Annotated in this window: 15 protein-coding genes; 8 read left to right on the top strand and 7 right to left on the bottom strand. The window is 47.4% G+C overall.

The window, feature by feature from the left end; all coding sequences use genetic code 11:
• Nucleotide 1: 1 nt before the first annotated feature.
• The gene (gene fkpA, locus QMY49_RS16150) at nt 2-784 is read right to left on the bottom strand and encodes an FKBP-type peptidyl-prolyl cis-trans isomerase (protein ID WP_005451465.1); all 783 of its coding nucleotides are present in this window, start codon (nt 782-784) and stop codon (nt 2-4) included.
• A gap of 128 nt (nt 785-912) precedes the next feature.
• Between fkpA and QMY49_RS16145 the strand changes: the two genes are divergently transcribed.
• Together QMY49_RS16145 and QMY49_RS16140 are read left to right on the top strand one after the other, a co-directional pair.
• A complete protein-coding gene (locus QMY49_RS16145; RefSeq protein ID WP_005451464.1) occupies nt 913-1,899 on the top strand; it encodes a WD40 repeat domain-containing protein in 987 nt (328 codons plus the stop codon).
• On the top strand, nt 1,896-2,123 hold the full coding sequence (locus QMY49_RS16140) for a SlyX family protein (RefSeq protein ID WP_005451463.1): 228 nt from the start codon (nt 1,896-1,898) through the stop codon (nt 2,121-2,123). The genes QMY49_RS16145 and QMY49_RS16140 overlap by 4 nt, the downstream gene beginning before the upstream one ends.
• Nucleotides 2,124-2,217: 94 nt before the next feature.
• On the opposite strand, the gene QMY49_RS16135 is transcribed toward QMY49_RS16140, so the two are convergent.
• From QMY49_RS16135 to kefG, 5 genes are all read right to left on the bottom strand, one after another.
• Complete coding sequence (locus QMY49_RS16135; protein ID WP_283312341.1) at nt 2,218-3,159, bottom strand: isoaspartyl peptidase/L-asparaginase family protein; 942 nt, start codon at nt 3,157-3,159, stop codon at nt 2,218-2,220.
• Nucleotides 3,160-3,289: 130 nt separating this feature from the next.
• Nucleotides 3,290-3,865, bottom strand: coding sequence for a peptidylprolyl isomerase (gene slyD, locus QMY49_RS16130; protein ID WP_005432768.1), 576 nt, complete (start codon nt 3,863-3,865; stop codon nt 3,290-3,292).
• 88 nt (nt 3,866-3,953) lie between these two features.
• A complete protein-coding gene (locus QMY49_RS16125) occupies nt 3,954-4,154 on the bottom strand; it encodes a YheV family putative zinc ribbon protein (RefSeq protein ID WP_005432753.1) in 201 nt (66 codons plus the stop codon).
• Between the two features lie 35 nt (nt 4,155-4,189).
• Nucleotides 4,190-5,986 carry a glutathione-regulated potassium-efflux system protein KefB gene (gene kefB / locus QMY49_RS16120; RefSeq protein ID WP_005451461.1) on the bottom strand — a complete coding sequence of 599 codons (1,797 nt, stop codon included), beginning with the start codon at nt 5,984-5,986 and terminating at the stop codon, nt 4,190-4,192.
• Nucleotides 5,970-6,557 carry a glutathione-regulated potassium-efflux system ancillary protein KefG gene (gene kefG, locus QMY49_RS16115; RefSeq protein ID WP_005451460.1) on the bottom strand — a complete coding sequence of 196 codons (588 nt, stop codon included), beginning with the start codon at nt 6,555-6,557 and terminating at the stop codon, nt 5,970-5,972. The genes kefB and kefG overlap by 17 nt, the downstream gene beginning before the upstream one ends.
• 177 nt (nt 6,558-6,734) lie before the next feature.
• Between kefG and QMY49_RS16110 the strand changes: the two genes are divergently transcribed.
• The 6 genes from QMY49_RS16110 (at nt 6,735) to crp (ending at nt 12,387) form a co-directional block, all read left to right on the top strand.
• Nucleotides 6,735-8,654 carry an ABC transporter ATP-binding protein gene (locus QMY49_RS16110; protein WP_009702946.1) on the top strand — a complete coding sequence of 640 codons (1,920 nt, stop codon included), beginning with the start codon at nt 6,735-6,737 and terminating at the stop codon, nt 8,652-8,654.
• On the top strand, nt 8,651-9,130 hold the full coding sequence (locus QMY49_RS16105; protein WP_017190933.1) for a TIGR02444 family protein: 480 nt from the start codon (nt 8,651-8,653) through the stop codon (nt 9,128-9,130). Before QMY49_RS16110 ends, QMY49_RS16105 begins: the two co-directional genes overlap by 4 nt.
• Nucleotides 9,131-9,230: 100 nt before the next feature.
• A complete protein-coding gene (locus QMY49_RS16100) occupies nt 9,231-10,238 on the top strand; it encodes a hydrolase (protein ID WP_009700452.1) in 1,008 nt (335 codons plus the stop codon).
• A 70-nt stretch (nt 10,239-10,308) separates the two neighbouring features.
• A complete protein-coding gene (locus QMY49_RS16095) occupies nt 10,309-10,521 on the top strand; it encodes a YheU family protein (RefSeq protein ID WP_005451451.1) in 213 nt (70 codons plus the stop codon).
• A gap of 124 nt (nt 10,522-10,645) precedes the next feature.
• Nucleotides 10,646-11,515 carry a phosphoribulokinase gene (locus tag QMY49_RS16090; RefSeq protein ID WP_005438358.1) on the top strand — a complete coding sequence of 290 codons (870 nt, stop codon included), beginning with the start codon at nt 10,646-10,648 and terminating at the stop codon, nt 11,513-11,515.
• A 239-nt stretch (nt 11,516-11,754) separates the two neighbouring features.
• Complete coding sequence (crp, locus tag QMY49_RS16085; RefSeq protein WP_005381432.1) at nt 11,755-12,387, top strand: cAMP-activated global transcriptional regulator CRP; 633 nt, start codon at nt 11,755-11,757, stop codon at nt 12,385-12,387.
• 189 nt (nt 12,388-12,576) lie between these two features.
• Here the strand turns inward: crp and QMY49_RS16080 are convergent, their stop codons facing one another.
• Nucleotides 12,577-13,368, bottom strand: coding sequence for a DUF1338 domain-containing protein (locus tag QMY49_RS16080; protein ID WP_005451448.1), 792 nt, complete (start codon nt 13,366-13,368; stop codon nt 12,577-12,579).
• Nucleotides 13,369-13,595 lie beyond the last annotated feature (227 nt).

The raw sequence follows: 13,595 nt of genomic DNA, 5'->3' as shown, positions 1-13,595 counted from the left end.
ATTATTGAGCAGCGTTGTCGTTCTCAATTTTTAGTAGCTCAACTTCGAATACTAGCGTTGAGTTAGCAGGAATGCTCGGTGTGTCTTGGTCACCGTATGCTAGCTCTGGCGGGATAACGAATTTGAACTTAGAACCTACAGGCATTAGCTGAACACCTTCAGTCCAACCTGGGATTACGCGGTTTAGTGGGAACGTTGCTGGTTCGCCACGATCGTAAGAGCTGTCGAATTGAGTACCGTCGATCAGAGTACCTTTGTAGTGTACTTGAACTGTGTCGGTGTCTTTTGGCTTCTCGCCTTCAGCCGGTGTTTCAACTTTGTATAGAAGACCAGATTCTGTCTTCACTACGCCTTCTTGCTTCTCGAATTCCGCACGGAAGTCATCACCAGCTTTCTTCGCTTCAGCTGCTTTCTCAGCCGCTTGCTTTTGCATAGTTTCTGCAACACGCTTGTCTAGAGATTCTAGAGCGGCACGAGTTTCTTCTTCGTTTAGCGCTGCTTTATCTTTAAATACGTCTTCGATACCTTTAAGAACTAGGTCTTTGTTTAGGTTGATGCCAATTTCGCTTGGTTTTTCAATGCTAGTGCTTAGGTAGTTAGCAAATGAAACACCGATCGCGTAAGCCGCTTTGTCATCGTCTGTTTTAAAGTGAACTGCTTTACCAGTCTCTGCTTGAACTTGTTCTGCTTGAGGTGCTGCTTCTGGTTTTGTTTCTTCTTTTTGACAACCTACCGCTAGCATTACTGTTGCAGCAAGTAGCGACACTTTTAAAACTGATTTCATTAAATTCTCCCAATAATGGCTTAGCCACTGGTTGTTGTGCACAAATCTTCTATGAGACTAGTGAAGACAATCGTTATACCAATATACTAGCTATATGTCTTAAGACACAAACCGGATTATTAGATGTGATGCAAAGAATTTCTCATTTATTCCTATATTTAATTGTCATCACCACGTTAAATGGATGCTTTTTTACCGATCGTGATGTTCAACGTTGGTCACTCGAACCACAAGGTTCCACCAGCTTTGCGCTCAGCCGAGATGGTCGATTTGCGCTGCTGTACTCCAAAGAGCACCAATTGGTTCTTTGGGATTTGGAGCAAAACAAACAACTCGCAAAGCTGGGTGAACTCGATCAAGCCGCCAACGTGGTCTCCCATATTCGCATTTCAGACAATGGTCGTTATGCAGTCACAGCAAGCCAAATGAACTTCGCTGTGTGGGATCTCGGATGGACTCAAGCTGAAGGGCTGTGGTCTATCGATGACGCGCTGATTCGAGACGTTGATATCACCAGTAACGGTGAACAGGTATTACTTGGACTGTCCAACGGTAAAGCGATTTACGTCAACTTAGTCACTGGTCGTCGGCTAGAGTTCCTTGCGCACCAAGAAAAAGTCAATTCTGTCGCTATCTCGCCCAACGGTCGCTTCGCTCTCACAGGTGGCAACGACTACAAAGCGTATCTGTGGGATACCGAAACAGGGCTGGTATTGCGTACCTTTGAGCACGACCAACGCGTAGTCAGAGTCGCTTTACAGAGAGATGGCAAACTGGCCATGACCTCAGACGGTGGCAACCAAGCCATCATCTGGAATTTAGAGACGGGTGAAGAAGTCACGCAACTGAGCAGTTGGTCTCGTCAGTTAATCTTTTCGACGGCGCGCTTCTCCGATGATGGCAGCTTGTTAGTAACTGGCACACCTTCAGGTCGTGTGATGGTGTGGGATACCCAGACCGGCAAACGCGTCGATGGATTTGAAGTTGAGCCGAAAAAAGATACTCGCCCTCCCCGCGCGGTCGTGTATGATGCAGCCTTTGATTCCAAGCAACGTGTAATTACTGCCACTTCTGCGGGCATTGCCCAAGCTTGGCAGCTAGAGAACGGATCATGACAGATAAAATCATTCAGCAATTGGAAGCACGCATCAATGACTTAGAATGTCAGCTTGCGTTCCAAGAACAGACTATTGAAGATCTGAACGGCGCCTTGTCGCAGCAACAACTGCAAATTACCAAGATGCTCGATCAGATGAAATATGTGGTAGGTAAAGTGAAAAATATGGACTCGTCGAATTTAGCCGATCCGTCAGAAGAAACCCCACCACCGCATTATTAAAATGCAGGTTCAAATAGCATAAAGCCCAGAACGTGTTCTGGGCTTTGTTGTATTCGCAACTTAAAAATGTTGCTTAGGAATGAGCGGGACGAAATTATTCGTCTGCGTAGATTTTAACGGTCAGCTCGTCTTGCGTATTGATGCCAGCTCGGTACATGCCAGAACTGTTCATCGCAAAGTGCAGCTCACCTTTAGCATCAATTGCAATCAAACCACCTTCGCCGCCCATTGCTTTTAAATCACCCTGAATAATGTGTTCGCACGCCGTATGAACGTCTTCTTGCAAATAACGCATGCGTGCTGCAACGTCTTCCGCAACACGTTTACGAATAAAGAACTCACCGACACCCGTAGTGGAAACCGCCACAACGCCATTCTCTGCCACCGTGCCGCAACCAATCAGAGCAGAATCTCCCACTCGTCCGTATTTCTTGTTGGTCACGCCACCAGTACTGGTCGCAGCGGCTAAGTTGCCTTGTCGGTCCAATGCCACCGCACCAACCGTACCGTGCTTACGATCATCTGGGTAACGAGATTCCGACAGAGCAAACAGTCCTTTCTCACGCATAGACTGCAACTGCTCATAGCGGCGATCGGTAAAGAAGTAATCCTGCTCGGTGTACTCATGACCTTGTTCAAAAGCAAACTTCTCTGCGCCCTCGCCCACCAACAATACATGGTTGCTGTTTCGCATCACGTCACGAGCGAGTTCAATGGGGTTTCTGATATGACGCACCCCAGCGACTGCCCCTGCGTCTTGATGTCGACCATCCATCACAGAGGCATCCATTTCGACCATCTCGTTATGGGTCAGTACTGAGCCTTTACCCGCATTAAAATTAGGAGAGTCTTCCAGCACTTTCACTGCCGCCACGACCGCATCTATGGCTTCACCACCTGTTGCTAGGATTTGATGCCCCGCTTTTACCGCAGCTTCTAAATCCGCCAAGATGGATTGTTGCAGTTCGTCACTCATCTGTTCACGCAAGATAGTGCCTGCACCGCCATGAATGGCAATCGAGAAAGGTTTCGTCATCGCTTTGTCCAACTGTTATTCCTTGTATGATTGGCACTACACCCCAGATAAACAAAAAGCGCAAGTTGAAACCTCAACTTGCGCTTTTTAAAGCTTTACTAGATAGCGTTATCTAGTGAAGAGCGTGCGATTAGTGAGAACCGCAACCGCCGCCGCCACAACATTCGTGGTCGTCAGCTTTTTCTTCGCCACCACAGCAGCCGCCTTCGTGATCGTGGTCGTGACCGCCACAGCAGCCGCCACCTTGGTGGATGTGACCGTGTTCGATCTCTTCAGCTGTCGCTTCACGAGTAGCCATAACTTCTACTTCGAAAGTTAGTGTTTGACCAGCTAGCATGTGGTTGCCGTCTACAACAACTTCGTCGCCGTCTACTTCAGTTACTTCTACAGGGATTGGACCTTGGTCAGTATCTGCTAGAAAACGCATGCCAACTTCGATTTGGTCAACGCCTTGGAATACGTCTGCAGGAACACGTTGCACTAGTGCATCGTTGTGGTCGCCGTACGCATCTTCAGGAGCTACTGTTACTGAGAACTTGTCGCCAGCCACTTTACCTTCTAGTTCTTTCTCAAGACCAGTGATTAGGTTGTTGTGACCGTGAAGGTAATCAAGAGGTGCTTCAGAAGTTGATTGATCAACAACAACACCGTCTTCCAACATTACTTTGTATGCAAGGCTTGCAACAACGTTCTTTTCAATTTTCATACTAACTCCAGGGAGATTAATTGACCTAACCAGAATGGGGTTAAGTACCGAGATGATAGTATTATGGGGATCAATTAACGAAGTTCAATTACTCAGGCTTAAAAATCCCGATCATTTCTTGTTCTGAGTGTTTATTTTTTTCTACAGATTGCGGTTTACGCTGCTCGGTATAATCGCAGTCGACACACTCAACCAGCTCAATGTTGTTATCAATCCACCAGCGCAGAGTATCTTGCTGACTGCATTGCGGGCAGCTTGCACCCGCGATAAAACGTTTCTTGGCTTTCACTTTTGTTCCTTTTCCCGCTTGATGCTGTGCGGGTACTACTTCCAATGATTTGGCGACTGTTGGTCGCTTTCCATTTCACGACCGAAGATTTCTTCTAGTTCTTTACGTGCTTCTTTCGAGCGTTGAGCGAGTTCTTTGTCCTCATTGTGCTGAGGTAACAAGTCTTTGAGCATAGCATTATCTAGCTTGCGAAAATGTGCTTCTGCCCGCTTTGCTTGATACGGATGCATACCTAACTCTACGAGCGCTTGGCGACCTAGATCTAAAGCACCCAAAAAGGTTTCTCGCGAGTAATTTTGCACGCCATGGTTCATTAACTGGTAGGCTTCTACGCGGCTGCGAGCACGGGCAAGGATCTTCAACTTCGGAAAGTGCGCACGGCAAATGTCGACAATCGCCATCACCTCATCTGGTGAGTCGGTACAGATCACTAAGGCTTCTGCTTTATCCGCTCCCGCGGCGCGTAACAAATCAATCTGAGTCGCATCACCATAAAACACCTTATAACCGTATTTACGCAGCAAGTGGATTTGGCTCGCATCACTTTCTAGTACCGTTACTTTGATCTTGTTGGCGTACATCAGGCGTCCAACAATCTGACCAAAACGACCAAAGCCTGCGATGATCACTCGTGGTCGACGATCCACCACATTGGTCGTCACGCTCTCTTCTTCTTGGTTAAGCGTGTGCGCAAACCACTTCTTCTGTCCCATGAGCAACAGCGGCGTGGTCACCATCGACAAGCTCACCACCACCAACAGGAAGGCAACTTGCTCTTTGGTTAAGATTCCTTCTTGACTTGCAGCGGTAAAAATCACAAACGCAAACTCACCACCTTGGCTCAAAATCGCCGCCATACGACTGCGCGATTTCGCACGGACTCGAGCAGTGCGAGCCAAGACATACAGAACCAAACCTTTGACCACCACAAGAGCAATCACGGCACCAATAATTGCGAACGGTTGCAAGGCTAATAAACCAAGATTCACTGCCATACCCACAGCAATAAAGAACAAGCCAAGCAGCAGACCTTTAAACGGTTCAATCGCGATTTCTAGTTCATGACGGTATTCACTTTCTGCCAGTAACACACCCGCTAAGAAAGTACCGAGTGCCATCGACAGCCCCAGCTTTTGCATCGCAACAGAAATGCCAAGTACGACTAGGAGGGCGGCAACGGTGAAGAGTTCTCGCACACCACTCATCACCACAAAACGGAACAAAGGACGTAAGAGGAAATGACCGCCAACTAATAACGCAGCCACACTGCCTAATACCCAAATAGCATCTAACCAATCACCACCGCTTTGACCACCGGCGAGTAATGGCAGCATGGCGAGCATCGGGATGACGGCAATATCTTGGAACAGCAACACAGCAAAACCAGATTGTCCGGTTTCCGTGCCGGCTTGCCCCTGTTCTTCGATCACTTTTAGTGCAATCGCGGTGGACGAGAGTGCCAAGCCCATACCGATCACTAAGCTCACTTGCATGCTCAATCCAAACAGGCTGACGATGCTGCCTATCACCGCCGTGGTAACAATAACTTGAGCGCCACCCAGACCGAGGATTGGTCCGCGCATCTGCCATAACTTTTTAGGGTTGAGTTCCAAACCAATTAAGAACAGCAGCAACACCACCCCGAGTTCGGCGAAGTGGAGAATCGCGTCCACATCACTGATTAACCCCAGCCCCCAAGGACCAATTAGAACGCCTGCAATCAGGTAGCCAAGTACAGAGCCCAGACCAAGTCGCTGGGCAATCGGCACTGCAATAACGGCAGCAGAAAGGAATACCACACTACTTTGAAGAAACTCACTGGTTATCGCCATGGTAACCTCCTTGCTCATCCCACTCTCTCAGAGGGTTGTTCAGCCATTGACGATATTGTTCAGCATGCTGATAACGTTCGATGTCCGATACATTGCGCGACCAGTACAGCACTAAAGGCTCAATCCAATGCATCTGACATAAAGCGGCAGTCAGTTCAAACGGTTGTAGAATTTGCTCAAGTGGGTATTTGTTGTAACCCATCGGGCTGAACGCATCCTCTTTACCGCCAGTAGTGATCACACTGCGCCAGTACTTACCCGCTAATGCGCTACCATCACCGAACGCAAAGCCTTTGCCCAACACACGATCCATCCATTCTTTCAACAGTGCAGGACAGGAATACATATAGAGAGGATGATGAAAAACGATCACATCATGCGACATCAGTAGATCGTGTTCGTAGTTCACATCAATAAAGAAATCAGGGTACGCGCCATAAAGATCGTGCACGGTGACATGACCCAGTGATTCGATTTTTTTAATCATCACTTGGTTGGCAATGGAGTTTTGCGGTTCTGGGTGAGCATAAATAACCAGAACCCTCGGAGGAATGGGCGTAGCAACAGCCAAATGGTCGTCCTTGTGTTGATTTCTCAGGGAAAATTATCGTTATCAGTTTGTTATACTTTTTTGTATAGCATAATGCAATTAAAGCGCAGAGATCGACTTTTCCCGCCAATACCCCTACTATTCACCGCGAGATCAACGACCAAGAAACGCGCACTGCGCAAAGTGAATTAAAACTCTATGATTACCTTCTCTGATATTCAGTTACTGCGTGGCGGTAAACCTCTTTTAGACCAAGCATCTGCAACCATTCACCCAGGCGACAAAGTGGGTCTGGTTGGTAAAAATGGCTGTGGTAAATCAACTCTGTTTGCCCTACTAAAAGATGAACTGTCGATTGATGCAGGCTCATTTAGCCAACCTCAACATTGGGAATTGGCTTGGGTTGCACAGGAAACGCCAGCACTCGACCGTAGTGCACTGGAATACGTGATTGATGGTGATCGTGAGTTCCGCGATCTTGAAGCTCAACTGGCGATCGCCGAAGAGAAAGACAACGGCACCCTAGTTGCGGAGATCCACGGCAAAATTGAAACCATTGGCGGTTACAGCATTCGCGCACGTGCTGCCGAACTGCTTGATGGTCTGGGCTTTAGCCAAGAGCAAATGAGTTGGAACCTGACTCAGTTCTCGGGTGGTTGGCGTATGCGCCTTAACTTGGCTCAAGCGCTATTGTGTCGTTCTGATCTACTGTTACTCGACGAACCAACCAACCACTTGGATTTGGACGCGGTAATGTGGCTAGAGCGCTGGCTACAAAACTACCCTGGTACGCTGATTCTGATCTCGCACGACCGTGACTTCTTGGACCCGATCGTTGGTCGCATCATTCACATCGAGAACCAGCAGTTGAACGAATACACAGGTAACTACTCGTCATTCGAAAACCAACGCGCACAAAAGATGGTGCTGCAACAGGCGATGTTCGAGAAGCAACAGAAACAGATGTCGCACATGCAAAGCTACATTGACCGCTTCCGTTACAAAGCATCCAAAGCGCGCCAAGCACAAAGCCGTATTAAAGCGCTGGAGCGTATGGAGAAGGTACTGCCAGCGCAGTTCGATAACCCATTTAGTTTCCAGTTCCGCGATCCTGCAGCCCTACCAAACCCAATCATGATGATGGATGAAGTATCGGCAGGCTACGGTGACAACCTGATCTTAGAGAAGATCCGCCTTAACTTAGTGCCGGGCAGCCGTATTGGTCTACTTGGTCGTAACGGCGCGGGTAAATCAACCTTGATCAAATTGCTGTCTGGTGAGCTCAAAGCGCAAGGCGGCGATCTCACTTATTCACAAGGCGTGAAGATCGGTTACTTCGCTCAGCACCAACTAGAAACACTGCACCCAGAAGAAACACCGCTGCAGCACATGATGCAAATCGCACCAGATCAAACCGAGCAGCAGCTACGTGATTATCTAGGTAGCTTTGGTTTCCAAGGTGATAAAGCGCTTGAGAAAGTCGCACCGTTTTCAGGTGGTGAGAAAGCACGTTTGGTATTGGCATTAATTGTGTGGCAGAAACCGAACCTATTGCTACTCGATGAACCGACCAACCACTTGGACTTGGACATGCGCCAAGCACTGACCATGGCACTGCAAACATTCGAAGGTGCGATGGTGATTGTTTCGCACGATCGCTACCTATTGCGTGCAACCACAGATGATTTGTACCTTGTGCACGATCGCCAAGTCGCACCATTCGACGGTGACTTGAACGATTACTACAAGTGGTTGACCGAGCAACAAAAAGCCGAGCGTAAAGAAGCACAAGCGGCTCAGCCAGTTAAAGATAACGCCAACAGTGCAGCGGCGAAAAAAGAGCAAAAGCGACGCGAAGCAGAATTTCGTAAGCAGACCGCACCAATTCGCAAAACGCTGACACAGTTAGAAAACAAAATGGATAAGTTAGGTGAAGCTCTAGCGAAAGCAGAAGAGCAATTAGCGGATAACTCGCTGTATGAAGCCGAAAACAAGGCTAAACTTAACGAAGTGTTGGCGCTTCAAGCTTCTAGCAAAGCAGATCTTGAAGAAGTAGAAATGGAATGGATGTCTGCCCAAGAAACACTCGAGCAGATGGAACTAGAGTTTAATCAATGACAAACGAGCACGCAGAATACACTCTTACCCTAGAACACCTTTGGCAGTTCAGTCTGCAATTTTATGGTGTGCGAGAAGTGAAGGAAGCGTGCTTATCATTGCAAAACAACTACCACGGCAACGTGAACCTATTACTGCTGCTCAGATGGCTCGATGAGCAGCAGGTGATTTTCCAAGAACAAGATTGGCATTTAGTTCAAGGCTGTCTTGGTCGAAGCGAAACTCTGCTCCACTCTTACCGTGAACTTCGTCGCCACCTCAAATCACAAGTTAATGACGCGCTTTATCGCGAAGCATTACAGTTCGAATTGCAGCTCGAAAAACAGCAACAGTCCGACCTCGTCGACTGCGTCAACTCACTCAGATTAGTCAAGAATGATGGCGAACCACTGACGCTGAGATACTGTCGCCAGTTAGGTGGAGAGCATCTGCAACAGGCATTCTCCATTCCAGTTCCAAACATTCAATATCCATAAATCAGTCATAAACCAGTAAAATATCTATACTAAAGCTATAAAGGATTATATTAATAAGTTCTTCAGCGAACATTGAAGGACCATATAAGAGCAGTTAGGTATGACACAATTTTTCGCAGCCGCCGGGATTAAGAACCCGCATCTTCAGACGCTATTGCCACGCTTTATCCGCAAGAAAGCGTTGTTTACGCCTATTTGGCAAACACTCGATACACCGGATGGTGACTTCTTAGATTTGGCGTGGTCACAACAGCCAGATTCTGAAGCCGCTCACAACAAACCAATCTTCGTCCTCTTTCATGGCTTAGAAGGCTGCTTCTATAGTCCGTATGCGAACGGTTTGATGAACGCCTTCTCTAAATCGGGTTGGCTGTCAGTGATGATGCACTTTCGTGGTTGCAGCGGTAAGCCAAACAAGAAAGCCCGCGCCTATCATTCTGGCGAAGTAACGGATGCTCGTTTCTTTCTTCAGCAACTCAATCAGCAATTCCCTAACAACCCTAAAGTTGCGGTCGGCATTTCCCTTGGCGGTAACATGCTGGCGAACTACTTGGCTGAGTATAAAGACGACCCAATATTAAGTGCCGCAACCATTGTCTCTGCACCACTGGACTTAGCAGCATGTGCCAATCGTATTGAGCAGGGCTTCTCGAAAGTTTACCGACGTTACTTGCTCTCTTCACTCAAACGCAATGCACTGCAAAAGCACGACTTAATCCAAGGTGAACTCGCCTTGTCGTATAACTCGATCAAACGCGTGACTCGCTTGTATGAATTTGATGACTTGATCACCGCGCCTCTGCATGGTTTTAAAGACGCACAAGATTATTACGATCAATGTTCAGGCTTAAGCAAGTTGCAACAGATCACCTTGCCAACCTTGATCATCCACGCCAAAGACGATCCGTTTATGACCGAAGAGGTGATCCCAAAATTCGTATTGCCAGACAACATTGATTATCGGCTTTATGAACATGGTGGACACGTTGGCTTCCTGACGGGCACGGCATTAAAACCTAAATTCTGGTTAGAAGAAGCATTACCGGCTTATTACGAAAGTATCGCCGCTGAGTACCTTTCTGCTGTATCAGTGCCACGAACACAGTAAACTATCTAGGCGCGCCAGACATCAATAACCTAAGAGGCGCGCTTAAACATCATAAAAGTTTGAGGTATTTATGATCATTCCATGGCAAGACATTTCGCCAGAGACACTAGAAAACCTGATCCGCGAATTCGTGCTACGTGAAGGCACCGACTACGGCTCAGTCGAAGTTTCACTGCAGAGTAAAATCGATCAGGTCAAAACCCAATTAGAGAAAGGCGAAGCGGTCATCGTATTTTCTGAGCTTCATGAAACGGTTGATATCCAACTAAAAGCAAAGTTTTAGACCCTTCACATTTTACCGTATCCCACTCGATGACAAGGGCTTGTTACGTGCTATAGTGGGTTATCGACCGTGCAGCATACGTGTGCTGCACTTTACAGGTAAGTAATTTTCGACAAGGTTTGTCATGTCAGCGAAACACCCAATCATTGCGGTTACTGGTTCGTCCGGTGCCGGCACAACCACCACTTCTGAAGCCTTCCGTAAGATGTTCAATATGATGAACGTCAAACCAGCGTGGGTTGAAGGTGACAGCTTCCACCGCTTTACACGTCCAGAGATGGATGTCGAAATCCGCAAAGCGCGTGAGCAAGGCAAACACATCAGCTACTTTGGTCCACAAGCCAATGACTTTCCGGGGCTAGAAGAGTTCTTCCGTAAGTTCGGTGAAGATGGCACTGGCAGCGTGCGCCGCTATCTGCACACTTTTGATGAAGCCGTTCCATACAACCAAATGCCGGGCACCTTTACGCCTTGGCAAGATCTGCCAGAAAACAGCGATGTGCTGTTCTACGAAGGTTTACACGGTGGCGTGGTAGATGGTGATGTCAATGTGGCGCGTCACGTCGACTTTCTAATTGGCATGGTGCCGATTGTGAACTTGGAATGGATCCAAAAGTTTGTTCGTGACACGCGCGATCGTGGTCATTCAAGAGAAGCGGTGATGGATTCGATCGTGCGCTCGATGGACGATTACCTGAACTACATTACCCCGCAATTTTCTCGCACACATATCAACTTCCAACGCGTACCAACCGTCGATACTTCTAACCCACTTAACGCTAAAGGCATCCCTAGCTTGGATGAAAGCTTCGTGGTGATCCGCCTGCGCGGTATCAAGAATGTCGACTTCCCGTATTTGTTGGCGATGATTGATGGCTCCTTCATGTCTCGCCATAACACCATTGTGGTTCCTGGCGGTAAGATGAGCTTTGCAATGGAGCTCATAGTGAGACCGATTCTGCAGCAACTCATCGAAACCGGAAAAATTGGCTAAAAACCTCGTTAATTGAGTGTTTACTTTTCATACCGTGATCATGTGCACAGTTTTGCTTACAAAATCTCAATCATGGCACGATTAAAATCAAGAAATCGTTTCCGAAAAAGGATACTATTTCTAACCGAAACACAAGAGAGCTTGCAGCATATAAAAAGTGCTCTTATTCTAGTAAGCCAATTCAGGCTTAGCTAAAATATGGATAGCGCAAGCGTACCCTGCAGAGGAAGTGAGATATTATGGTTCTAGGTAAACCTCAAACCGACCCAACATTAGAGTGGTTTCTTTCACACTGTCATATTCATAAGTACCCATCAAAGAGCACGCTAATTCACGCGGGCGAAAAAGCAGAGACTTTGTACTACATCGTTAAAGGTTCTGTTGCGGTTCTTATCAAAGACGAAGAAGGTAAGGAAATGATCCTTTCTTACCTAAACCAAGGCGACTTCATTGGTGAGCTTGGTCTATTCGAAGAAGACCAAGAGCGTACAGCTTGGGTTCGCGCTAAATCTCCTTGTGAAGTGGCAGAGATTTCTTTCAAGAAATTCCGTCAACTTATCCAAGTTAACCCAGACATCCTAATGCGTCTTTCGGCGCAAATGGCTCGTCGTCTACAAGTTACTAGCCAAAAAGTGGGTGACCTAGCGTTCCTAGACGTAACTGGTCGTATCGCTCAGACTCTTCTGAACCTTGCTAAACAACCAGATGCGATGACGCACCCAGACGGCATGCAAATCAAGATCACTCGTCAGGAAATCGGTCAAATCGTTGGCTGTTCTCGTGAGACAGTAGGTCGTATCTTGAAGATGCTAGAAGAGCAGAACCTAATTTCTGCGCACGGTAAGACTATCGTTGTTTACGGGACTCGTTAATCTCGATTAACGTTTAAAAAATTTAAAAGCCACCAAATGCAAGTTTGGTGGCTTTTTCTTTTTTTTGGGAGTTAGACATTGAGAGTCGAGAGCGCTGCGCTTCACAACGGACTTCATCCTTTGAGATGAAGCCCTCTCAGATTCCAAGTAAAAACCCTCTCGAAGCGAAGCATTCTCGCCTTGTATCTATTAACCGTTGGTACTCTCGAAGATCTTATCTGCCGATGCAGCTACAAACCCTGGGTACAACTCACCGTTATCCATTGGGTAGCGCTTAGCAAACTCGTAGAAGCCTCCAGGAATCACCTCAACGCCTTCAGTGAAGGTCACTGGCACTTTGTCTGCCATGGTCGATGATTGCTCTAGTAACACCTCTGGCGTGCCTTTTACTTCACCGCCATTCTCGTTGATGATAAAGCCTACGGTGCGTAGGTGGTCGTTCACTTGCTTCACTTCTTCATGCTGATTGAGTTGATTCACGCTCACTGTGAAGTGGTTCGCTCCGTAACCGTGCGCAGCAAGCCAAGAAGCGTACTCACTCTCTTTCGCTAAGATCTGGAAGTCAGCATAGCTAAGGTCCCACAAACGTCCGCCGTACAAGAAGTCACTGCTGGTCAATTTAGACGCATCAACCTGCTCTACCAGTTTATGAACGATGGCTTGTAGCTCTGGTGAGCACTCATCCACTTTCAATTCACTGATGAAGACTTTTGGCTGTTTCGGATCTGGGTGCTCAAAATGTTTTGCCACCAGCTTTTTGCTTTCAAATACGTAGTCACCACAGGCTTTGTAACCCACCGCTAGGAATGGCTTCGCTAACGTTTCAATGCCTAGGGGAGCGACATTAAACGTACGTAGCGCAATATGGTCATTAATCAGAGGCTCATCTTCTTGAAGAAGCTGATGAACTTTAGCAGCAGAAGGGCAAAGACGTTGAATGTAGTCTTGCCATAGCGATTCAAATAACACATCGGGCGTCATAACGACTCCTTGTTATGAAATGTAGAGTTAGGGGTAAGAGGAAGTTGACCGCTCGTTCACAGCCCGTGGGCTGTCCAGAATCACGAACGAGCGGTCATCAACCTGTGACGGTATGTGTGGCATAAGTGCCAGTCAGTCAACACGCTCTGGAGAGTCTTAAGCTCGCCTTTGGCGTTTGCCAGCGCGCTTACCAGAATCCTAACTTGGTAAATAGCTCCGGCAGAGAG

Source organism: Vibrio harveyi, assembly GCF_030060435.1.
Lineage (GTDB): Bacteria > Pseudomonadota > Gammaproteobacteria > Enterobacterales > Vibrionaceae > Vibrio > Vibrio harveyi.
Note: the sequence above shows the minus strand (reverse complement) of the source record. Positions and strands in the feature narration are given on the sequence as shown.

Excerpts from the sequence above, each read along its gene's own strand:
- QMY49_RS16105 (WP_017190933.1), top strand. The coding sequence starts at position 8,651 with ATGACAAACGAGCACGCAGAATACACTCTTACCCTAGAACACCTTTGG.
- fkpA (WP_005451465.1), bottom strand. The coding sequence starts at position 784 with ATGAAATCAGTTTTAAAAGTGTCGCTACTTGCTGCAACAGTAATGCTA.
- QMY49_RS16100 (WP_009700452.1), top strand. The coding sequence starts at position 9,231 with ATGACACAATTTTTCGCAGCCGCCGGGATTAAGAACCCGCATCTTCAG.
- QMY49_RS16110 (WP_009702946.1), top strand. The coding sequence starts at position 6,735 with ATGATTACCTTCTCTGATATTCAGTTACTGCGTGGCGGTAAACCTCTT.
- QMY49_RS16090 (WP_005438358.1), top strand. The coding sequence starts at position 10,646 with ATGTCAGCGAAACACCCAATCATTGCGGTTACTGGTTCGTCCGGTGCC.
- QMY49_RS16145 (WP_005451464.1), top strand. The coding sequence starts at position 913 with ATGCAAAGAATTTCTCATTTATTCCTATATTTAATTGTCATCACCACG.
- QMY49_RS16140 (WP_005451463.1), top strand. The coding sequence starts at position 1,896 with ATGACAGATAAAATCATTCAGCAATTGGAAGCACGCATCAATGACTTA.
- kefB (WP_005451461.1), bottom strand. The coding sequence starts at position 5,986 with ATGGCGATAACCAGTGAGTTTCTTCAAAGTAGTGTGGTATTCCTTTCT.
- QMY49_RS16080 (WP_005451448.1), bottom strand. The coding sequence starts at position 13,368 with ATGACGCCCGATGTGTTATTTGAATCGCTATGGCAAGACTACATTCAA.
- QMY49_RS16135 (WP_283312341.1), bottom strand. The coding sequence starts at position 3,159 with ATGACGAAACCTTTCTCGATTGCCATTCATGGCGGTGCAGGCACTATC.
- QMY49_RS16095 (WP_005451451.1), top strand. The coding sequence starts at position 10,309 with ATGATCATTCCATGGCAAGACATTTCGCCAGAGACACTAGAAAACCTG.
- slyD (WP_005432768.1), bottom strand. The coding sequence starts at position 3,865 with ATGAAAATTGAAAAGAACGTTGTTGCAAGCCTTGCATACAAAGTAATG.
- crp (WP_005381432.1), top strand. The coding sequence starts at position 11,755 with ATGGTTCTAGGTAAACCTCAAACCGACCCAACATTAGAGTGGTTTCTT.